Source organism: Acidovorax sp. LjRoot118, assembly GCF_964253575.1.
Taxonomy (GTDB): domain Bacteria; phylum Pseudomonadota; class Gammaproteobacteria; order Burkholderiales; family Burkholderiaceae_C; genus Acidovorax.
Genome location: NZ_CAXURB020000001.1, coordinates 2,904,232 through 2,923,983, shown reverse-complemented (window position 1 = coordinate 2,923,983; position 19,752 = coordinate 2,904,232). Strand labels below are relative to the sequence as shown.

18 protein-coding genes are annotated in these 19,752 nt (G+C 68.7%); 9 read left to right on the top strand and 9 right to left on the bottom strand.

Translation table 11 applies throughout. The features are described 5' to 3' along the window. The first annotated feature begins 88 nt into the window (after positions 1-88). The 6 genes from ACSQ9E_RS13715 (at position 89) to ACSQ9E_RS13690 (ending at position 4,712) form a co-directional block, all read left to right on the top strand. A complete protein-coding gene (locus ACSQ9E_RS13715; protein ID WP_436218112.1) occupies positions 89-1,150 on the top strand; it encodes a saccharopine dehydrogenase NADP-binding domain-containing protein in 1,062 nt (353 codons plus the stop codon). Positions 1,151-1,272: 122 nt separating this feature from the next. Then, the gene (locus tag ACSQ9E_RS13710) at positions 1,273-2,487 is read left to right on the top strand and encodes a hypothetical protein (protein WP_436220220.1); all 1,215 of its coding nucleotides are present in this window, start codon (positions 1,273-1,275) and stop codon (positions 2,485-2,487) included. Between the two features lie 52 nt (positions 2,488-2,539). Further along, complete coding sequence (locus ACSQ9E_RS13705) at positions 2,540-2,974, top strand: hypothetical protein (RefSeq protein WP_057269364.1); 435 nt, start codon at positions 2,540-2,542, stop codon at positions 2,972-2,974. A gap of 283 nt (positions 2,975-3,257) precedes the next feature. After that, positions 3,258-4,067: a hypothetical protein gene (locus tag ACSQ9E_RS13700; RefSeq protein WP_436218111.1), complete on the top strand. Its 810-nt coding sequence runs from the start codon at positions 3,258-3,260 to the stop codon at positions 4,065-4,067. Between the two features lie 36 nt (positions 4,068-4,103). Further along, positions 4,104-4,244 carry a GGDEF domain-containing protein gene (locus ACSQ9E_RS13695; protein WP_235514753.1) on the top strand — a complete coding sequence of 47 codons (141 nt, stop codon included), beginning with the start codon at positions 4,104-4,106 and terminating at the stop codon, positions 4,242-4,244. 15 nt (positions 4,245-4,259) lie between these two features. Then, positions 4,260-4,712: a hypothetical protein gene (locus ACSQ9E_RS13690; RefSeq protein ID WP_436218110.1), complete on the top strand. Its 453-nt coding sequence runs from the start codon at positions 4,260-4,262 to the stop codon at positions 4,710-4,712. Positions 4,713-4,745: 33 nt separating this feature from the next. Here ACSQ9E_RS13690 and ACSQ9E_RS13685 read toward each other — a convergent pair whose 3' ends face one another. Continuing rightward, positions 4,746-5,780, bottom strand: coding sequence for a P1 family peptidase (locus ACSQ9E_RS13685; protein WP_436218109.1), 1,035 nt, complete (start codon positions 5,778-5,780; stop codon positions 4,746-4,748). Between the two features lie 172 nt (positions 5,781-5,952). Here ACSQ9E_RS13685 and ACSQ9E_RS13680 point away from each other — a divergent pair, with 172 nt between their 5' ends. Continuing rightward, positions 5,953-8,586 carry an RCC1 domain-containing protein gene (locus ACSQ9E_RS13680; RefSeq protein ID WP_436218108.1) on the top strand — a complete coding sequence of 878 codons (2,634 nt, stop codon included), beginning with the start codon at positions 5,953-5,955 and terminating at the stop codon, positions 8,584-8,586. Between the two features lie 26 nt (positions 8,587-8,612). On the opposite strand, the gene ACSQ9E_RS13675 is transcribed toward ACSQ9E_RS13680, so the two are convergent. From ACSQ9E_RS13675 to ACSQ9E_RS13645, 7 genes are all read right to left on the bottom strand, one after another. Further along, positions 8,613-9,008, bottom strand: a complete 396-nt coding sequence (locus tag ACSQ9E_RS13675) for a copper-binding protein (RefSeq protein ID WP_436218107.1) — start codon at positions 9,006-9,008, stop codon at positions 8,613-8,615. Further along, a complete protein-coding gene (locus ACSQ9E_RS13670; RefSeq protein ID WP_436218106.1) occupies positions 9,005-9,511 on the bottom strand; it encodes a DUF411 domain-containing protein in 507 nt (168 codons plus the stop codon). Before ACSQ9E_RS13670 ends, ACSQ9E_RS13675 begins: the two co-directional genes overlap by 4 nt. Before the next feature lie 23 nt (positions 9,512-9,534). Continuing rightward, positions 9,535-10,059 carry a cupredoxin domain-containing protein gene (locus tag ACSQ9E_RS13665; protein WP_436218105.1) on the bottom strand — a complete coding sequence of 175 codons (525 nt, stop codon included), beginning with the start codon at positions 10,057-10,059 and terminating at the stop codon, positions 9,535-9,537. Positions 10,060-10,078: 19 nt separating this feature from the next. Then, entirely contained in the window at positions 10,079-11,470 is a 1,392-nt protein-coding gene (locus tag ACSQ9E_RS13660; RefSeq protein ID WP_436218104.1) for a multicopper oxidase family protein, read from the bottom strand. Between the two features lies 1 nt (position 11,471). Continuing rightward, entirely contained in the window at positions 11,472-12,908 is a 1,437-nt protein-coding gene (locus tag ACSQ9E_RS13655) for a TolC family protein (RefSeq protein ID WP_436218103.1), read from the bottom strand. Continuing rightward, a complete protein-coding gene (locus ACSQ9E_RS13650) occupies positions 12,905-13,222 on the bottom strand; it encodes a hypothetical protein (RefSeq protein ID WP_428000964.1) in 318 nt (105 codons plus the stop codon). Before ACSQ9E_RS13650 ends, ACSQ9E_RS13655 begins: the two co-directional genes overlap by 4 nt. A gap of 252 nt (positions 13,223-13,474) precedes the next feature. Next, positions 13,475-13,927, bottom strand: a complete 453-nt coding sequence (locus ACSQ9E_RS13645) for a hypothetical protein (protein WP_436218102.1) — start codon at positions 13,925-13,927, stop codon at positions 13,475-13,477. A 171-nt stretch (positions 13,928-14,098) separates the two neighbouring features. Between ACSQ9E_RS13645 and ACSQ9E_RS13640 the strand changes: the two genes are divergently transcribed. Further along, positions 14,099-17,674, top strand: coding sequence for a bifunctional diguanylate cyclase/phosphodiesterase (locus ACSQ9E_RS13640; protein ID WP_436218101.1), 3,576 nt, complete (start codon positions 14,099-14,101; stop codon positions 17,672-17,674). Positions 17,675-17,773: 99 nt separating this feature from the next. Here the strand turns inward: ACSQ9E_RS13640 and ACSQ9E_RS13635 are convergent, their stop codons facing one another. Then, on the bottom strand, positions 17,774-18,259 hold the full coding sequence (locus ACSQ9E_RS13635) for a hypothetical protein (protein WP_436218100.1): 486 nt from the start codon (positions 18,257-18,259) through the stop codon (positions 17,774-17,776). A gap of 259 nt (positions 18,260-18,518) precedes the next feature. Between ACSQ9E_RS13635 and ACSQ9E_RS13630 the strand changes: the two genes are divergently transcribed. Next, on the top strand, positions 18,519-19,742 hold the full coding sequence (locus ACSQ9E_RS13630; RefSeq protein ID WP_428000962.1) for a sensor domain-containing phosphodiesterase: 1,224 nt from the start codon (positions 18,519-18,521) through the stop codon (positions 19,740-19,742). Positions 19,743-19,752: the final 10 nt, after the last annotated feature.

Below are 19,752 nucleotides of genomic sequence, written 5' to 3'. Positions count from 1 at the left end.
GCCGGCATTGTCCCATATCCCGGGTTGACACAATACAGACCTGTATGTAGCATCGCGCCACCTTCAAAAAAACGTACAGGTCTGTATCGTGATCGAAAACACCTCCACCGCTTCCTCTTCGTCTTCTTCCGCTGCATCCCGCCCGGTGCTGGTCTACGGCGCCGCCGGGCACACTGGCCGCTTCGTGGTGCAGGCCCTGCGCGAACAGGGCCACGCCGTGCTGCTCGCCGGGCGCGACCTGGGCAAGCTGCAGGCTGCCTTCCCCGATGCGCCGGCGGACCAGCTGCGCGTGCAGGCGCTCGACGGCGATGCCGCCGCCCTCACGGCTTTGCTGGCCGAAAGTGCGCTGGTCGTGAACTGCGCCGGCCCCTTTGCCGACAGCGCGCCCCAGCTGCTGCAGGCCGCCGTGCAGGCCCGCGTGCACTATGTGGACGTGTCGGCCGAGCAGCCCACGGCGCGCGAGGTCTTCGGGCAGTGGGGCGAGCGCTTCACCGTCGCCGGCATCTGCGCCGCGCCCGCCGTGGCCTTCTACGGCGCGCTGGGCGACCTGCTGGCCACCAGCGTCCTCGGTGACTGGCCCGACGCCGATGCCGTCGAGCTGCATATCGCCCTGGACAGCTGGCACCCCACCGAGGGCACGCGCAAGACCGGCCAGCGCAACGCCGGCCGCCACGTCGTGTATGCCAACGGCCAGTTCCAGGCGCCACCCGCCGTGGCCCCGCGCAAGACCTGGGCCTTTGCCGCGCCGTTTGGCGAGCAGGGCGTGGTGGGCTTTTCCAGCGCCGATGCCGTCACCATCGCCCACCACATCCGCGTGCCCGACGTGCCCGCCTGGATGAACGAGACCCCGCTCACCGAGCTGCGCGCTGCCGATACGCCCGCGCCCGTGGCGGTGGATGCCTCAGGCAGATCGGCCCAGCGCTTCCTGGTCGAGGTGGTGGTGCGCCGGGGCGGTGAAGAGCGCCGCGCCAGCGCCAGCGGGCAGGACATCTACGCCATCACCGGCCCCCTGGCCGCGCAGGCGGTGGGGCGCATTCTGGCAGCGCGCGGAGGGCTCACCGGGGCCTTGTCGGCGGGGCAACTGGGCGATGCGCGCTCGTTTTTGCAGGCGCTGGCGCCCAGGTACCTGCAGCTCGATTTTGGTGGGTGATGGCGCAGGGGCCATGCCCCTGCGGCTTGTCATGGAAACTGGATTGGGTTTTTGCCAGCCCCCATGCGATCATCCAAGGCAATGACCCATCCACCAACCAAGGGAGTTGCAGTGTGAGCGAGATGGCCAAGGCTGAAGAACCCAACGCTTCGCTGCTGCTGCAGCAAGAGCAACAACAGGCCATGACCGGCCTGGACGGTGTCGAGCGCGTCGTGGCCGAGCCACTGCGCTTCAAGGCCAAGCTGGCCATCGGCGAGAACGCCTATGCCTCGTTGCGCATGGTGAACCGGGGCCGCGAGCTCTGGGACGTGCTGGGCGCAGCCGGCGCCGGAGCGGCTGTCGCCAAGTCCGGCCTGGTGGCGTCGGCGTTCTTTGCGCCCTCGGGCCTGATGGGGGCGCTGGGCGTGGGCGCAGCTGCCACGCCCGTGGGCTGGGTGGCCTTTGCTGCGCTGGCCTCGGGTGGTGTCTGCTATGGCATGTACCGCTGGCTGGGCCACTCCAAGGGCAGCCGGGTCATCGAGATTCCCCGCTGCCTCAACACGCCACTGGACACGCTGGGGCTGGCGCTGTTCGACCTGATCGCGCCGCTGTCGCTGCGGCTGGCGGCAGGGGCCGATGGCGTGGTGCCACCGCCGCGTCACGCCTTCCTGGCCGCGCACCTGGTGGACGAGTGGGGGCTGGATGATCGTTTTGTCGCACAGGCCATGGCCGCCATCGAGCCCGGCCTGGCCGATGCCCCGCCCCAAGAGCTGGCGCGCGAACTGGCCGCCTTTCTGCATGCCAACCCGGACTGCAACCACCAGGTCATTGCGGCCGAGATGGGGAGCTTTCTGGCGCAGATGCTACAGGCCGGCGGGGCAGCGCTGGCCGAGCCCGAGCAGCAATTGCTGGCCCAGGTGCAGCAGACCCTGCAGACCCCGCCGCCCGGCGACGTGGCCAAGGCCTGGACCCGGGCCAGGGAGCATGCGGGCCACTACGGTGGCCAGGTCGCCGGTGCGGCCGGCAAGGCGGCCACATGGACCAAGGAACAGCTGCCAACCGTGCAGCAGATGGAGGAACTCAGAATGCGTGGAACCGAACTGCCCGGACAGATTGCGGGCGCCGTGGGCAAGGCCGCCAGTTGGACCAAGGACCAGATGCCAAGCGCCCAGCAGGTGGAGGAATTGAAGAAGCGCGGCGGTGAGCTGACAGGCCAGGCGGCCGAAACCCTGCGCAGCGCCACCCGCGCAGCGCAGGACGCGTTGCCCACAGCCGAACAAGTCCAGCAAGGGGCGCAGCGCACGGGTGAACTGGCCCGCAAAGGGCTCGATAGGCTCCGGGCGAAGCTCGGTCGTTGAACCGGGCTGGGCGCGGGGGCAGGCGCATCGATCTGTCTATGATGCTGCGCGTATGAAGAAGCCCCTGCTCGCCGCTGCGCTGTTCCTGCCCCTTGTGCTGTCTGGCTGTGACGACGCGCACAGTGCCCGCGTCGAGGAAACCCGGGGCCGCATGGTCGGCACTTGGCTGCGCGAGGCCGAGTTTGAGGGGTCCAAGATGCGTATGGTCGTTGCCCTGGGCCAAGACGGAAAATTCAGCGAACACGCGAAGGTCGTGGCGCCGGATGGCACCACGCAAAGCGAGCATTACAGCGGCGAATGGACTTATGACGGCACCAATTTCAAGCGCCGCTATCTTCAACAAGCCGGCCGCCAGTTCTCAGGCGGTGGCATCCGCTACGCCACCTACCAGCTCACGTCGCTGACCCGCACGGATTTCACGGGCAGAGACAACCGCGAGGGCCGCGAGATTACCTACCGCCGGGTCACTGAAGGCACGGAGCCTTGATGAGCACCGGGCTGTGAAGCCGCCGTAGCGGCTATCACTCCTGCGCCCCCAACCGCAGGCCCAGGGGGCACCGCCATCGTCGCGCCCAGCAGCAGGAACTGCGCTACCACAGAGCCTTACTGCGGAACACGGTGTTGGCGGATGGCCATGGGCTCGACGACCCAGGGCAGTCATCCGGCGCCGCTATAGTGCCAAGGCAGGGCCGCGCCTGGAGAGGGGCACTGCTCTTGCAACCAGAAACCGCTGGACAAAAGCACCGCAAATGAAAAGAAGGAACACCCCGATGCCCGGACCCCACCTCGACGCCCCGCTGTTCATCAAGGACATCTACGAGACCCGGGTCGACACCGCCAAGACCCCGTTCTTCTACAACGACGGCGGCATGCCGGTCTACCTGGCCGATCCGCCCGCCGATGTCACGCCGCTCACACCCGCCGCCACCCACCCGGCCCTGGCAGTGGGCCACGAGTACCTGGTGGCCGACGTGCTGGGCGTAAAGCCCACGCCGCCCTGGGGCGTGGAAACGCAGCTGGGGTTTGCGGCCGAGCAGGTGGAGTTTGCGCCGCTGTGGGCCACGCGCAGCATGGCGGCGGCGTTTGGCATGACGCTGGTGGAGCCGGGGCAGGCCGTGCAGATCGAGAGCCCGGTCACCGCGCTGCAGCAGGTCGAATACGAATACGGCGTCTTCGCCGGCCACTGGTCACCGTACCAGGGTACCGGCAATGCCCTGCTCAGCGTGGTCTGTACCGACCTGGAGCACCATGATTTTCCGCATGTGTTCGCCTCCACCGACCCCACCCAGCCACTGGTGATCTCGGTGGGCCGCTACTGGCCGGCGCTGGGCAAGATACGCCTGGCCGACCTGTGGGTGCCGCGCGGCAGCGCGCTCTACGTGCCGCCCAAGCCGGCCAGCAGCGACCCGGCGGCGGTGATCGACCTGCACAACAACCGCAACTCGGCCCGCGCCTGCTGGGGCGACATTCATCAGAACAGCATTACCACGCACACGCTGCTGCAGACGGAGGGCGGGTTTTTCTACTGGTACTGGAATGGGATTGCGACCGTGCACAGCCGCCCGGTGGCGGTAAGCTGAGCAATTGGTGTGAAGAATCGACAGGGAGCAATGACCATGGACTTGTCCGACCTGAGCATCGGAGTGGGCACCGCCATGCCGGGCGGCTATGTCAAGCCTGCGGACTTCATTGATGCCGTGGACCAGCGGCTGTATGCGGCCAAGAAGAATGGGCGCAACCGGATTGAAGTGGTGTGAGCAAGCGGGAGGCACATGGGCTGCATTCTTTCTTTCAATGGACCTGACGCGGACGTGGCGCAATTGCTTGCGCTGAGTCCTGTGGAGCCCATCAATGCATGGCGGCGGGGTGAGCCTTTGAGTTCCAGGCCGAACAGCAGATTGGCTCGCACCTCGGGGGTGGTTTTGCAGATCAGCGATGCGGAGTTCGAAGAGCTGGAGTTGCAACAGGCGGATGCGATCCGCTTCCTCAATGACCACGACCAGGCGTTGCAGGCCATGCGCACCGTCAAAGGTGTGGAGGTCGCATGCGTGGACTTTGGTATCGCCATGCGCAGCGTCATTGTCCAGTCCGATAGATTCCCCGCCGAGCTGATTGCAGCACTTGCCAAGGTGGGCTGCACCATGGAACTGACGCAATATCCCACGGGGCCCAAGGCCAGGAACCTGCGGCGTTACCGCAAGGCATTCCGGGCATCGGCCCCCTGAGGGATTTCACAGCGCCGGGAGTCGGCGGCCAGTTCAGGCCAGATCGCCGGCGCAAGGCAGGTACAGCCCCTCCGCCGTCGTGATCGACCGCGCCGCGCGCACGGCCCGCGCCGTGGCAATCGCCGTGGCCTCGGCCGCCATGGTCGACAGCACCATCATCCCCGGGTTCTTGCCCGAGACGCCCGTGCCCAGGGTGAAGAGCGTGTCCCCATCGGACATGGTGTGCACCGGGTTGATGCTGCGCGCCAGGCCGTCGTGCGCGGCCACGGCCAGGCGGTGGGCCTGCACCTTGGTGATGGTGGCATCGGTCGCGATCACGCCGATGGTGGTGTTGGTGCCTGCCAGCAGCGGCTTGGGCGCCTCGCCGCGCAGCAGGGCGCGGCGCGTGTCGCGCAGCTGGCGGCCATCGTCGGTGCGGGCGCCGGCGATCACCTGCGCCGTGTCGGGGTCGATCACATCGCCCAGGGCGTTGCATGCGATCAGCGCACCCACGGTGACGCCATCCACGGTGACCGATGCCGTGCCGATGCCGCCCTTCATCGCGTTGTGGATGCCGAAGATCTTGCCCACGGCCGCGCCCGTGCCCGCGCCCACATTGCCCTCGGCCGGGTCGGCGCGCGAGGCGGCCTCGCACGCTGCGTAGCCCGCCGCTGCATCGGGGCGAACGCGCATGTCGCCCACCAGCAGGTCGAACAGCACGGCGCTGGGCACCAGGGGCAGGCGGCCCACCACCACGTCGAAGCCGATGCCGCGCTCTTCCAGCCAGCGCACCGCGCCGCTGGCGGCATCCAGCCCCCACGAGCTGCCGCCCGCCAGCATGATGCCGTGCACCTTTTCCACCAGATTCGATGGGTCGAGCAGGTCCGTCTCGCGCGTGCCGGGCGCGGCGCCGCGCACGTCCACGCCACCGACTGCGCCTTCGCGCGCCAGTATCACGGTGCAGCCCGTGGGCCGGCGCGTGTCGGTGAAGTGGCCGACCTCGATGCCGGGGACACGGGTGATGCTGCCGGCGTCGTGGTTGGCGTGGGTGCCGGAAGAGGTGAAAGTGGTTGTCGTTGGGGTCGTCATGGCCTGTGATTATGGGCGGTGGAAAAGCGCGGTCAGCAGGTCCAGCAGTCGACCTGTTTTCGGCCCCGATGTAACAGTGTGCTTTGAGGTCGTTTAAACGTGACGGGTATCACCTCTCTTGCGACAGCGGAGCACCACAATGGGGCGATAAAACAAGAGAGGAAGGATCACCATGACAACGACACCACCCTGGCGTCAGGCTTTGGCCTGTCTGTTGCCCGCGCTGCTGGCTGGCCTGGGTTCATCGGGCGCCGTGCAGGCGCAGAGCATTGCAACGGGTTCGCGCCACGGGCTTGCACTGCAGGCTGACGGCAGCGTGCTGGCCTGGGGCGACAACCGCCAAGCCCAGCTGGGTTTTGGCAAAACCGTGTATGCCGATGTTGCGCGCGAGATCGGGCTGCCGTCCAGGGCCGTTGCCGTTCGTGCCAGTGCGGCCGGAGCGCTGGTCCTCGATGCCGAAGGCAACGTATGGAGCTGGGGCACCAACCGCAAAGGGCAGTTGGGCGATGGCACGCTCGCGGATCGAAGTACACCCAAGGTGATTTTCAGGGGGGCTACCGCCATCACCAATGGCGATGAATACCTGCCCTCGTTTCTGATCGACAAGGATGGTCAGCCCTGGTGGTGGGGGCCGCTGCCCTCCGGTGTGGACGCCACGGCGCCCGAGCGCGCAGCGCAGGTGCCTGCGCGGCTCACGCAGATTCAGCAGGGCGGTAAAACCACCATTGCGCTGGACGACCAGGGCAAAGTGTGGTCTTGGGGCGAGGGGGTCGCCTGTGCTGGCTCGCCTTCATTCACAGGGCCTGTGGCCATGGCAGATCTGCCCCCGCTCAGGGACATCGTCATCGTCGCCAATCCGTCCAACCGCGCAACACCTCTGTACCAGCAGCCGAGGTTCCCGAGTTCCCTGGTGTATGGCCTGGACCGGGATGGAAAATTTTGGAAATGGGGGACCGAGCCCAACTTTCCCAGCCAGTTGGATGTGCCGCCGCCGCCAAAAACCTTTTGCCCGCCTGTCCAGACATCGAAGGACAGTAGCGGCTTTTCGTACATGCTGCGGATCCATCCGGATCTGGTGCGCGCTGGCGTGGATATCCAGCGCACCATTGCGGGCAGCTGGAGCATGCTGGGGCTGACCTCTGGTGGCGATCTCTGGCAATGGAAAGACGTGATTGAAGGGGAAGCTCCCGGCGTGCGCCTGACTTTGCGACGCGTCGCCACCGATGTGATCGATGCGAGTGGCTATGCCAGCGAGGGGATCTATCTGCGCCCGGGCCTTTTGTACATCACACGCGATGGCAAGCTCTACGGCATGGGCTCCAATACCAGCGGGCATCTGGCCACACCGGCAAGCGAGATCAGTGGCCTGTCCAGTCCGGGGCGCGTGGCCTTGCCTGCGGGCGCCGCGAGCGTGCATGCGCAGCCCACAGGCAGCTATGCGCTGCTCAACGATGGAAGAATTTTTGCCTGGGGCCTGGGCGCTGCCGTGTTCGACCTGGCCAGGTACTTCGACATGGGGCGCTATTCGCAGACGCCCACCCACTTTCCATTGCCTGCACCGGTCGTGAAGCTGGCTGTCGGGTTGGACCAATGGCTTGCGGTGGATGCCTCGGGAAGCGTCTGGAGCTCCAACGGCTGGGGCAGTGAAAGCCGGCCCGGCAATGCCTACCAGGCGGCCATGGTGAGCCGATCCACCGGCATGCCGCTGGCGAGGGATGCCGCAGTAGGCAGCTATGACTACGGTGCAATCCTCGGAGTCGACGGGTCCGTGTGGACCATCGGCAGCGGTGCAGGCATTGCCCGACCCCCACCCGGGATTGGCATGGCGGAGTTCTTTGCCTGGCAGGCGCTTCCGCGCAAGGTGCTGGGCCTGCCACCCTCCATCGTGCAGGTGGCCTCTATCGGAGATGTGAGCGCCAAGGCGTCGTATGCGCTGGACGCCTCGGGCGGAGTGTGGTTCTGGGGTGACCGCACTTTTTATGGAATCGCCGGCCAGGATGGCGCGGCCCTTCCATTCGTCGAGCGCACTGTCAACACCCCCATGCTGCTGCCCCTGGGGCAGAAGGCCACTGCCATCCGCACCCATGACCTGAGCTTCTGCGCGGTCCTGGAAGATGGCTCTGCGCAGTGCTACGGCAAATTCTTCAACGAGCATCTCGGCCAGCAGTTGCGGCTGCATGCGCCGATCAGGGAGCTGTCCATCGGCGCGGATGAGCAGACACTGGGGTTGGCGCGCGGAAAACGCAACGGAACTGTTCATTTCCGCCTTGCCGACGGCACCGTCTGGGCCTGGGGCCAGGGCCGCTACGGGCAACTGGGCGCAGGTATCCATGCCAATACCGCAGAGCCCATTCCCGTCAGCAACGAGGCCGGCACAGGCGACCTGGATCTCGACCCGGCAACACCCAATGTGCCTGCGGCAAGCCGTCCGCCATTCCGTGTCAAGACGCGCCTGGCGGGCAACCTGCGCACGCTGTCGTTCAACGCGGACGTGTTCGGTGCCGGTGATGGTGGTGCGGGCAGCGGCGCCACCAACCTCTACGTCTTTGCCACTGCAGACCTGCGCACCTGGATGCAGCTGGACGAGCAGGGCCAGTGGAGCCTGCTGCGCTCGCCGGTGCCCGCTGCGGCCAGCAACGCGCCGCTTGCCGGGCAAAGCCAGTCGGTGCCGCTGCCCATCCTGCCGCAGTTCGTAGGCACGGGCCTGGCGGGTGTGCGGGTATTCGTGGGGCAGGGGCGCGATGCGCAGGAGATGCTGCAGGCGCAGCGCTTTCGCGAGGTGCTGGAGCTGGCGCCGGAGGAGTGAGTTCTCTGTCGTAAGGCGGTGTGCTCTCAGTTCGCCACCGGCTCGATGCGCGTCACCACATAGGCGCCGGCCTGCTGTTCGGCGCGAAAGCGCACCTTGGCCCCCGCCTTGACCTGCGCGGCCTGGGCCGGGTCGGTGATGCGGAACACCATGGTCATGGGCGGCATGTCCAGGTTGCGGATGGGGCCGTGGCGCAGCGTGACCTTGGCGCTGGCGGCGTCCCAGCGCACGACCTCGCCTTCGCTGAGCTCCGGTGTGGCGGCAGCAGGGGCATTGGTCGCCTGGGCCGCGGCGGGCGCCGCGTGGCTGCCGTGGTCTTCGCCATGGTCATGGTCGTCGCCGGCGAAGGCGGTTGCCGCGCTGAAAAGCAGTGTGGTGGCGAGCAGGGCGATGCGCAGTGGGTGGGTGGTGTGGTGGATCATGTCGATTCCTTCTTGTTGCCTGGGTAGTTCTTGAAAACGCGGGTGCTGCCGTTGCGTGCAACCAGCAGCACGGCATAGCTGTCCTTGCGGCCGCCATAGGCGGGGCCGTCCATGCCGGGTGAGCCGATGGGCATGCCCGGCACAGCCAGGCCCAGCGCATCGGGCTTTTGCCGCAGCAGCGTGCGAACGTCGCTGGCGGGCACATGGCCCTCGACCAGGTAGCCGCCGACCAGGGCCGTGTGGCATGAGCCCAGTTTTTGCGGCAGGCCCAGGCGGGCGCGCACGGCGTTGTTGCCGGTGTCGTGCACCTTCACCGCAAAGCCGTTGGCCTGCATGTGGTCCACCCAGTCCTGGCAGCAGCCGCAGTTCGGGTCTTTCCAGACTTCCACTGGGGTGGGTGCTGCAGCATTCACAGCAAAAGGCAGGGCACCTGCGGCCAGCAGGGGCAGGGTGGCGGTCAGCCAGGCGCGGCGGGTGCGGGGGGTGGTTGGTACGTTTGTCATGGGATGGGCTTTCTTGTCGGGAGTCAGCCCTTGCGGGGCAGCACATTGATGGTGCCGACCATGCCGGCCTGGTAGTGGCCGGGGATCAGGCAGGCGAAGTCGAAGCGGCCCGCACGGTTGAACTGCCAGACGATCTGGCCGCGCTTGCCGGCGGCCACATGGGCCATGTAGGGCTCGTCGTGTTCCATGCCGGGGTGCTTTGCCATCATCTCGGCGTGCTGCGCCAGCGTGGCCTGGGTGCCGAGCACGATCTCGTGCAGCAGCTGGCCCTGGTTGTGCACCACCAGGCGCACGGTCTCGCCTTCGCGCACCTCGATGTGGGCGGGCGCAAAGCGCATGTCGTCGCCCATGCGCAGCGTGATGGTGCGCTGCACGGCCTTGGCACTGCCGGCAATGCCCCAGTCCTGCTGCTCGGCGGGCAGGGCGGCCTTGGGCACTGGCGCGTGGGGCGCATTGCCGTGGGCCCAGGCGGCGCCGGTGCCGGCCAGCAGGGCGGCGGTGGCGACGAGGTGCAGGGCAAGGCGGTTCAATGGTCGGATGGTGTTCATGGTGTGTCCTTGGGTGGGGTCAATGCTGGTGGGGGCCGCCGGTCGCAGCGGGCTTGCGTGCGCTGGCGGCCCCGGGCGCGGTGCCCGGTGGGGTGGTGCGCGGCGGGGCGGGCGTGGCAGCGGGTGTGCCCTGCCATTCATAGGCCTGGGTGCCGGGCGGCTGGGCGTAGTGGCCGGGGTCGCGGTAGTCGCCCGCGGCCTGGTTGGCACGCACTTTGAAGGTGGTGAACATGCCGCCCATCTCCAGAGGGCCGTAGGGGCCGGTACCGGTCATCATGGGGAAGGTGTTGTCGGGCAGCGGCATCTCCATGGCGCCCATGTCGGCCATGCCGCGCTCGCCCATCACCATGTAGTCGGGCACGATCTTCTGGATCTTGCCGACCAGGCCCTTGTGGTCCACGCCGATCATGGTGGGCACGTCGTGCCCCATGGCGCCCATGGTGTGGTGGCTCTTGTGGCAGTGAAAGGCCCAGTCCCCGGGCTCGTCGGCGATGAACTCCACCTGGCGCATCTGGCCCACGGCCACGTCGGTGGTCACCTCGGGCCAGCGCGCGCCCTTGGGCACGGGGCCGCCGTCGGTGCCGGTCACCTCGAACTCGTGGCCGTGGATGTGGATGGGGTGGTTGGTCATGGTGAGATTGCCCACGCGGATGCGCACGCGCTCGCCCTGGCGCGCCACCAGCGGGCTGATGGCCGGGAAGACCCGGCTGTTCCAGCACCAGATGTTGTGGTCCAGCATGGTGTTGACCTTGGGCGTGCGCGCGCCGGGCTCCACGTCGAAGGCGTTGAGCAAAAAGGCGTAGTCGCGCTGCACCGTGGCGATGTGCGGGTGCGCGGCCTTGGGGTGGGTGATCCACAGACCCATCATGCCCATGGCCATCTGCACCATTTCGTCTGCATGCGGGTGGTACATGAAGGTGCCGGGGCGCCGTGCCACGAACTCGTAGACGAAGGTCTTGCCCGGCTGGATGGCCGGCTGGTTCAACCCGGCGATGCCGTCCATGCCATTGGGCAGGCGCTGCCCGTGCCAGTGCACGGAGGTGTGCTCGGGCAGGCGGTTGGTGACGAAGATGCGCACGCGGTCGCCCTCGACCACCTCGATGGTGGGGCCGGGGCTTTGCCCGTTGTAGCCCCACATGTTGACCACAAAGCCCGGCGCGACCTCGCGCACCACGGGCTCGGCCACCAGGTGGAACTCCTTGACCCCGGCGTTCATGCGCCAGGGCGCGGTCCAGCCGTTCAGTGTGACCACGGGGTTGTAGGGCCTGCCGGTGGGCGGGTGCAGCGGCGGCGCGGTGTCGGCGCTGGCCTGCAGGGCGGGCTCGGGCAGCGCAGCCAGGGCCACGCGGCTGACGGCGGCGGTGGCCACGGCCGTGGCGGCGCCTGCCGTGAAGAAATGGCGTCTTTGCATGTCAGTGGCCTTGTGGGGTGGATGCGGCGGTGGCGCCGGAGGCGAGGCCCTGCAGGGCGCCCGGTGAGGTGCCCGTGAGGGCCAGTTGCAGATCGGTCTCGGCCAGCCAGAAGTCGCGCTGCGCCTCGATGGCGCCGGCCACCGATTGCGTGCTGGCGCGCGCCTCGGCCAGCAGCTCCCACACGCTGGCGAGCATGCCGTTGTAGCGCAGCGTGGTTTCGCCCGCGATGAGCTGGCGCAGCGGCACCACCTCATCGCGCTGCTGGCGTGCCAGGTCAAGCGCCGTGCGGTAGGTGAGCCAGGCGCTGCGCACCTCGCTGCGGGCGCGCACGGCGGTGTCCTGCAGCGTGGCGGCGCTCTGCTCCACGCGCGCCTGGGCACGGGTGCGCGCGGCGCCGCCCCAGTCGAACAGGGGCAGCGGCACATCCAGCTCCCAGCCGCGCGTGGTCTCGCGGTGGCTGCTCTCGCGCTCGGTCGTGGTGTTGCGGCTGTAGGCCAGGCCCAGGTCGCCGAACACGGCGCCGGCGCGGGCCCAGCCCTGCTGGCGTGCCTCGGTGTCGAGCTGGCGGCGCGCGGCCTGCACGTCCAGGCGCTCGCGCAGCGCGGTGGCCTCGATCCCATCGGCAGGCAGCGCCGTGGCGGGCAGGGACGGCAACTGTTCGGCGAGGGTGTAGCCCGTCTGCGCCCCCCACAGGCCCATGCTGCGGCTGAGCTGCTCGCGCGCGGTGGCGGCAGCCAGGCGGGCGCGGGCACGCTGGGCATTCGCTTCCTGCAGCACGGCCTGTTCGCGCGCATGCTGCAGGCGGTTGAAGTTGCCCACGCGGGCCATGCGCCGGGCCAGTTCGGCACCGGCCTCGGCGGCTTCGACCATGCGCTCGTGCGTGGCGGCCACCTGCTCGGCCGCCACGGCGCGCAGCCAGGCGCGGCGCGTGTCGGCGGCCAGGGCCACCACCTCCTGCGCGGCCTGCAGCGTGGCCACCTGCATGCGCTCGGCCTGGCGCTCCATGCGCCAGGGCAAGGTGACCAGGTCCAGCAGGCTGAAGGCCAGCGTGCGCTCGATCTCGCGCTCATGGCTGTTGGCCAGCCGCGCGATCGAGAACTGCGGGTTGGGCAGGGTGATGGCCTGCACGCGCTCGGCGTCGGCCACGCCCAGCGCGGCCAAGCGGGCCTGCAGGCCGGGGTTGTGCAGCAGGGCGATGCGCACGGCCGCGTCCTGCGTGAGCGGCTGGGCTAGCCAGCCGTCGATGGCCTGGCGTGCCTTGTCGCGCGCGGCCGGGTCGGCGGCGGGCAGGGTGGCATCGGCGATGCCGGTGCGGCCCTGGGTAAGGGCCTGCACGTCGCCGCGCAGGCCATCGGGCGACACGCTGGCGCAGCCGGTGAGCCAGGCGGCCAGGGCCAGGGCAGACCAGCGCGGGAGCGTGCGTGCGGTCGCGCTCATGGCTGGTGGCCCTGGTGGTGGGCCGCCGGGGCCGCGCCCCGGCCGGCCTCCCAGCGCACGATGTCGGCGTGGCCGCGCGGGAAGGCGGCCACGGCCCGGTGGGCCGCACGCCAGTCGGCCAAGGGGGCATCAACGCCGGGCTGCGGCTGCATGGGGGTGTAGGCCAGCGGAGCGTGGGGGGCCTGTGGCACTGCCGCGGGGGCCGGGTCGACCGCAGCAGGCGGCTGTGCCCCTGCCATGGCGGGCAGCAACAAGGCCAGCCACCCCAAAGGGCGCAGCAAGGGCCAGCGAAGAACGGGTAAGAGGTCGCGCATGGTGCGGTCTCCAGAAGAAACGGGAAGGGAACGGCGCCGTGGCCTGCGGTGTGCGCGCGGTATCGGATATCGGGATACCGGGGCTGTTTGAGCGTGCAGGGGCGGGCGGGCTCGGGGCGGGCGCAGTTCAGGCAGGGGGGCGAAGTGCAAGCCCATGCGCCAGGACAACGGCGCGCAAGGGGCGCCGCTGTGGTGGGCAGTGGTTTGCCAGGCGCTCCCGCACGGGCCGGAACAGGCCCTGGGGGGGCAGCCTCAGGCTATGGGCGGCTTGATGGCCAGCGCGGCGGTGGCGCTGTCAAACGGGGTGGCGGCCGCAGGGGCGGCGCCGGCAGCCAGAGGCAGGGGCGCCGCCGGCATGGCCGGTGGCTCCATCAGGGCCGTGTGGCAGATCTCGCAGGCCGTGCAGTTGGCGTGCTGGCTGTGCGTGGCGCAGCCAGTGCTGGTGGGCGCGCTGCCGTCGCAGGCCAGCGCACCCGCATCGGTGCCGCCATGCCCGCCACCATGCGTGCTGCCATGGTCTGCGGTGTGGGCTGCATCGGTTGCGGATGCGTGGCCGTGCTGGCCATGGTGGTCTGCAACCGCAGCCGGCGCTATCGCCGCCGGCCCATGCTGCATGGGCAGCATCCCTGCGGCCATGGCGGTGCCCACCAGGCCCCGAAAGACCAGCACCACCATCAGCAGATAGAACAGGGGGCCGCGACGCATAGGACAATGATAAGACCTTTGGCTGAGGAGTTCCGCAGGCGCCCGCTTGTCGCATGGTTTACCCGCAAGCTCGCCGCGCACACCGCGCCAGCGGTTACGATGTATCCAGATGTTTTTGCGGCCGCCGCTGGCTGGCCGCCTGCCCATCCTTCCTCTTTCGCGAAAGGCCCCATGCGTGCTTTGCCGCCGTTGGCTACGGGCTCCCTGTCCGCCAGGATACGGCTGCTGATCCTGGTGGCCACGCTGCCCGCCCTGGTGCTGGTGGCCTACCAGGCAAAGGCCAACCGCGAGGAGTCGGTGGCCGCGGCGCGCGAAAATGCGTTGCTGATCACCCGCACCCTGGCCTACAGCCAGCAGAGCCTGATCGACACCACGCGCACCTTTTTGCAGCAACTGGCCACGACCCGCCGGGCGCAGCAGCTCGATGCCCCCGATTGCTCGCACTACTTGGCGGAGGTGCTGGCGCTCAACGCCACCTATATCAACATCGGCCTGCCCCGCGCCGATGGCGATCTGCGCTGCAGCGCCGTGCCGCCCAGGGCGCCGGTGAACCTGACCGACCAGCCCTACTTCCTGCGGGCCATCGTGGCGCGCGAGTTTTCGGTAGGCAGCTTCCAGGTGGACGCGGCGGTCGGCCTGGCCAGCGTGAGCTTTGCGCAGCCGCTGATCGACCCCGAGACCCGCGCCGTGTTGGGCGCTGCGGTGGCCGTGGTGTCGCTCGACTGGTGGAGCCGCCGCCTGCACGAACTGGGCCTGCCCCAGGGGGCCGTGGCCCGCGTGCTCGGCCCCGATGGCCGGGTGATCGCGCGCTTTCCGCCCGATGCGCAGGAACTTGGCACCCAGCCCGACCTGCCCCAGCCGGGCGCTGGCGCACAGGCCCTGCGCGGCGGTGCCAGCCTGCTGGAGACCGAAAACGGTGCCCGCTACATCGAGGTGGCGCGGCCCCTGCTCGAATCCCAGGGCAGACCGGTGGCCAGCATGCGCCTGTCGGTGCCGCTCGATGCGCTGTATGCCCAGGTCGCGCGTCAGATGTGGCGCGACATCGGCTTTTTGCTGCTGGGCCTGCTGGCCTCGTTCGTGCTGGCGCATGAAGGGGTGCGCCGCGGCGTGGGCAAGCCGCTGGCACGGCTGCTGCGGGCCACCGACCAGCTCGCCCAGGGCCAGCAGGTGGCTGCGGTGCCCGAGACGGGCTTTCGCGAACTGGCCCAGTTGGCGCAGCGCTTCAACCACATGGCCCAGGCCCGCCAGCAGGCCGAGGGCGAACTGCGCCAGAGCGAGGAGAACCTGGCCATCACCCTGGACTCCATCGGCGACGCAGTGGTGGCCACCGACGCCGCGGGGCAGGTGGTGCGCATGAACGGCGTGGCCGAGCAGATGACCGGCTGGCCCCTGCGCGAGGCGCGGGGGCGGCCGCTGGCGGACGTGTTTCGCATCGTCAATGCGCGCACCCGCGAGCCATCGAAGGACCCGGTGCAACTGGTCATGGGCAGCGGCCAGGTGGTGGAGCTGTCCAACCACACCACGCTGATCGCCCGGGGCGGCACCGAGTACCAGATCGCCGACAGCGCGGCCCCGATCCGCAATGCCGCAGGCGAGATCACCGGGGTGGTGCTGGTGTTCAGCGACGTCACCGAATCGTACAGCGTGCGACGCCAGCTGGAAGACAACGAGGCGCGGTTTCGCACGCTCACCATGCTGTCCTCGGACTGGTACTGGGAGCAGGACGCGCAACTGCGTTTCGTGACCCTGGAGGGCGAGGCCGCCAGGCGCACGCTGCCGGGCCCCCAGTGGCATGTGGGCAAGACCCGCCACGAGGTGGCTACCGACGACGGCGGCGGGGTCGCTGCGTCGGATGGCATTGCGGTGGACTGGGAGCAGCACGAACTGACCCTGCGCGAGCACCGCGAGTTCCGCGATTTCGAGTACCCGCGCCGCTCCACGGGCGGTGCGGTGGAGTGGGTCTCGGTGAGCGGCACGCCGATGTTCGATGCGGACGGCAATTTCCTGGGCTACCGGGGCATCGGCAACAACATCACCGAGCGCAAGAATGCCGAGCGAGAGTTGCGCATTGCCGCCATCGCCTTCGAGTCGCAAGAGGGAATGCTGGTCACCGATGCCGACACCGTGATCCTGCGCACCAACCGCGCCTTTACCAAGATCACCGGCTACGACAGTGCCGATGCCGTGGGCCGGCGCGCCAGCTTTCTCGCGTCGGGTCAGCACGACGAGGCCTTTTTTGCCGGCCTGCGCCGGACCCTGGACAGCGTGGGCGAGTGGAGCGGCGAGATCTGGAACCGCTGCAAGGACGGGCAGGTGAACCTGCACCAGATGGGCATCACGGCGGTCAAGGACGCCCAGGGGCGGCTCACGCACTACGTGGCCTCGCTGAGCGACATCACGCAGAAGGCGGCCGCCGCCAAGGAGATCGAGCACCTGGCCTTCTACGACCCGCTCACCCTGCTGCCCAACCGGCGCCTGATGATGGACCGGCTGCAGCAGGCCTTTGCCAGCAGCGCCCGCTCGGGCCAGTACGGTGCGCTGCTGTGCCTGGACCTGGACCACTTCAAGAACCTCAACGACACCCTGGGCCACGACATGGGCGACGTGCTGCTGCAGCAGGTGGCCCAGCGCCTCAAAGCCTGCGTGCGCGAGGGCGACACCGTGGCGCGCCTGGGCGGCGACGAGTTCCTTCTGCTGCTCAAGGGCATGAGCAGCGAGCCCACCGAGGCGGCAGAGCACACCCAGACGGTGGGCACCAAGGTGCTCGCCGCGCTGAACCAGCCCTACCAGCTGGCCCTGCACCACGTGCACAGCACGCCCAGCATCGGCGCCGTGCTGTTCAGCGGGCAGAGCCAGTCGGTGGACGAGCTCATGAAGCGCGCCGACCTGGCCATGTACGCCGCCAAGACGGCAGGGCGCAACGCCGTGCGCTTTTTCGACCCGCGCATGCAGGCCGCAGTCACCGCCCGCGCCGCGATGGAGAACGACCTGCGCGCCGCCCTGGCCGAAGAGCAGTTTCGCCTGTACTACCAGGTGCAGGTGGGGCAGGGCGAGCGGGCCATCGGTGCCGAGGTGCTGATCCGCTGGCAGCACCCCGAGCGTGGCCTGGTCATGCCCGGCGAGTTCATTCCCCTTGCCGAAGAGACCGGGCAGATCCTGGCCATCGGCCTGTGGGTGCTGCGCACCGCCTGCCTGCAGCTGCGCCAGTGGCAGGACGACCCCGCCCGCAGCCGCCTGCAACTGGCCGTGAACGTGAGCGCGCGCCAGTTCCGCCAGGGCGACTTCGTGGACCAGGTGTTTGCCGTGCTCAGCGAAACCGGCGCCCGCGCCGACCGCCTCAAGCTGGAGCTGACAGAGAGCATGGCGCTGGACAACGTGCAGCACACCATTGCCCGCATGAACGCGCTGCGTGCACTGGGCGTGGGCTTTTCGATGGACGACTTCGGCACCGGGCAGTCCTCGCTGTCTTACCTCACGCGGCTGCCGCTCGATCAGCTCAAGATCGACCAGAGTTTTGTGCGCAACATCGGCATCCAGCATACCGACGCGCTCATCGTGCAGACCATCATCGGCATGGCGCAGAGCCTGGGCATCGACGTCATCGCCGAGGGCGTGGAGACCACTGCCCAGCGCGAGTTCCTGGCGCAGCACGGCTGCAACCTGTGGCAGGGTTATCTGTTCAGCCGGCCAGTGCCGCTGGAGAACTTCGAGCAGTTGATGGCGCAGCGGTATGCCGGGAGTGCGTAACAGTCCCGGCCCTTGAAGCAGTCAGTACGCCCCACCCACGCCCGCAGCCGCTTGGCAGCGTCGCCCTTTGGGGGGCGGCACGAGGCGCTCAGGGAGTAATCACGGTGCTGGCGGATACGGCGGCACATGCCCGCCTTGCGCCAGCGCGCTGGCCACGGCGAACATCAGCTCCAGGTTGATCTGCTCGGGGTCACGCGGCACCACATCGTAGTGGCACAGGGTGCCCAGCAGCGTGCCGCCGGAGTCCATGACCGGTACGCCGCAGTAGGTGGGGACCGCCTCGCGGGCGGGGTGGCCTTCGGTGCGCGGGTCCAGCAGGGCGTGGGCGGTCTTGAACACGCCCTTGCTGTCGCGCACATAGCAGCAGTAGGTGGCGGTTTCCGCCACGGCCTGCGCGCGCAGGGTGTCCGGGTTTTCCTTGTCGAAATGCACGGCCGCATCGGCCTTGCCATCCTGAAAGCGCCAGATGCCGATGAAACGGTAGTCCGTGAGGCCTGCCAGGTAGGCCAGGGCATCGCGCACGCCGCTGGTGGCCAGAACGGCCTGGAACTGCTCGAAATCACGGACGGTGTGGGCTGGCGCCATGGGCACTCCAATGCGGGGACAGTGCATTGTAGGCAGGTGGGAAAACATCCTGTTTCATTTGTGCCCTCGGGCTTTGCAGGGCTTTGAATGCAACGCTTGTTCCGACAGGGGTGTGCCCGGTGGGGCATGGCACGGAAAATGCTGATACTCTGAAGGCCTTACGCACCCCGACACCCATGCACCAACCCCAGCCTGCAGTCTCCCACCCGCCCAGGCCCGCCAACAAGGGCGGTGCGTGCATCGGCCGCGCGCCCTTGCCGTGACGATTTCGCTCAAGTCCCACTTCCAGCCGATCTTCAGCCTGGCCCATCGCCGCGTGGTCGGCTACGAGGCCCTGCTCCGGGGTACCACGCCCAACGGCACGCCCGTGCCGCCGCCCGAACTCTTCGCCCGCTGCCAGTCGGTCGAAGAGCAGACCGCGCTCGATGTGGCCGCCTGCGAGCTGCACGCCAGCAGCTTTGCGCGCTTTCCCAGGCAGGCGCACTGGCTGTTTTTGAACGTGGATGCCTCCATCTTCTCCAGCGGCAACGCCATGTCTGCCTCGCAGCGCCTGCTGCAGGTCTGCCGCCAGTCGGGCCTGGCGCCCCACCAGATCGTCGTCGAGATTCTGGAGACCGCGATCGATGACCACGTCGATCTCGAAGCGCAGGTGCGGGAGCTCAAGGCCCAGGGCTTTCTGCTGGCGCTGGACGACTTCGGCGCCGGCCACTCCAACTTCGACCGGGTGTTCACCCTGGCGCCCACGCTCGTCAAGCTCGACCGCAGCGTGGTCGTCAAGGCGGCGCAGAGCCAGACCGTGCGGCGCGTGACCACCCAGATGGTCTCGCTGCTGCACGAGTGCGGCGCGCTGGTCCTCATGGAAGGCATAGAGCGGCGTGAGGAAGCCGTCATCGCGCTCGACTCCGACACCGACTTCGTGCAGGGCTACTTCTTCGGCCGGCCCGCCGCGCAATTGCTGCCGCCTGACCATACCTGCGCAGAGATCGAAGAAACCTGGGCCCTGTGCGGCGACCGCTGGCACGATCAGCGCCGCGAGTACCGCGACCGCCTGCAGCCCTATGTACAGACCATGGTGCACGCCTGCGCCGGCATGCAGGCCGGCGCCTCCCTGGCCGAGGCCTGCGCCGCCTTTCTCGGGCTGCCCAATGCCGATGTCTGCTACCTGCTGGACGCCAGCGGCCACCAGGTGGGTACCAACCTGTTCTCCGGGGGGCATGGGCCGGTGCTGGCCGAGCGCGACGCCTTCGCCCCGCTGCGCGACACCACGGGCGCCCGCTGGTCGCGCCGGCCGTACTTTCGCCGCGCCCTGGGCGACGTCGGCGTGGTGCAGGTCACGCGCCCCTACCGCACCATGCAGAGCCTGAGCATGTGCATCACGCTGTCCGTAGGCTTCGAGCAGCACGGCCAGCGCCTGATCATCTGCGGCGACATGGAGTGGACGCCCCTGGACGTGCGGCCGGATTTTTCGGATACGGTGTCCTGACCCCCAGCGG

Bases quoted from the DNA above. Each gene is read 5' to 3' on its own strand.
- ACSQ9E_RS13635 (WP_436218100.1), bottom strand. From the start codon at position 18,259: ATGGCGCCAGCCCACACCGTCCGTGATTTCGAGCAGTTCCAGGCCGTT.
- ACSQ9E_RS13675 (WP_436218107.1), bottom strand. From the start codon at position 9,008: ATGATCCACCACACCACCCACCCACTGCGCATCGCCCTGCTCGCCACC.
- ACSQ9E_RS13710 (WP_436220220.1), top strand. From the start codon at position 1,273: ATGGCCAAGGCTGAAGAACCCAACGCTTCGCTGCTGCTGCAGCAAGAG.
- ACSQ9E_RS13645 (WP_436218102.1), bottom strand. From the start codon at position 13,927: ATGCGTCGCGGCCCCCTGTTCTATCTGCTGATGGTGGTGCTGGTCTTT.
- ACSQ9E_RS13680 (WP_436218108.1), top strand. From the start codon at position 5,953: ATGACAACGACACCACCCTGGCGTCAGGCTTTGGCCTGTCTGTTGCCC.
- ACSQ9E_RS13705 (WP_057269364.1), top strand. From the start codon at position 2,540: ATGAAGAAGCCCCTGCTCGCCGCTGCGCTGTTCCTGCCCCTTGTGCTG.
- ACSQ9E_RS13660 (WP_436218104.1), bottom strand. From the start codon at position 11,470: ATGCAAAGACGCCATTTCTTCACGGCAGGCGCCGCCACGGCCGTGGCC.
- ACSQ9E_RS13640 (WP_436218101.1), top strand. From the start codon at position 14,099: ATGCGTGCTTTGCCGCCGTTGGCTACGGGCTCCCTGTCCGCCAGGATA.
- ACSQ9E_RS13670 (WP_436218106.1), bottom strand. From the start codon at position 9,511: ATGACAAACGTACCAACCACCCCCCGCACCCGCCGCGCCTGGCTGACC.
- ACSQ9E_RS13685 (WP_436218109.1), bottom strand. From the start codon at position 5,780: ATGACGACCCCAACGACAACCACTTTCACCTCTTCCGGCACCCACGCC.
- ACSQ9E_RS13700 (WP_436218111.1), top strand. From the start codon at position 3,258: ATGCCCGGACCCCACCTCGACGCCCCGCTGTTCATCAAGGACATCTAC.
- ACSQ9E_RS13665 (WP_436218105.1), bottom strand. From the start codon at position 10,059: ATGAACACCATCCGACCATTGAACCGCCTTGCCCTGCACCTCGTCGCC.
- ACSQ9E_RS13695 (WP_235514753.1), top strand. From the start codon at position 4,104: ATGGACTTGTCCGACCTGAGCATCGGAGTGGGCACCGCCATGCCGGGC.
- ACSQ9E_RS13655 (WP_436218103.1), bottom strand. From the start codon at position 12,908: ATGAGCGCGACCGCACGCACGCTCCCGCGCTGGTCTGCCCTGGCCCTG.
- ACSQ9E_RS13690 (WP_436218110.1), top strand. From the start codon at position 4,260: ATGGGCTGCATTCTTTCTTTCAATGGACCTGACGCGGACGTGGCGCAA.
- ACSQ9E_RS13650 (WP_428000964.1), bottom strand. From the start codon at position 13,222: ATGCGCGACCTCTTACCCGTTCTTCGCTGGCCCTTGCTGCGCCCTTTG.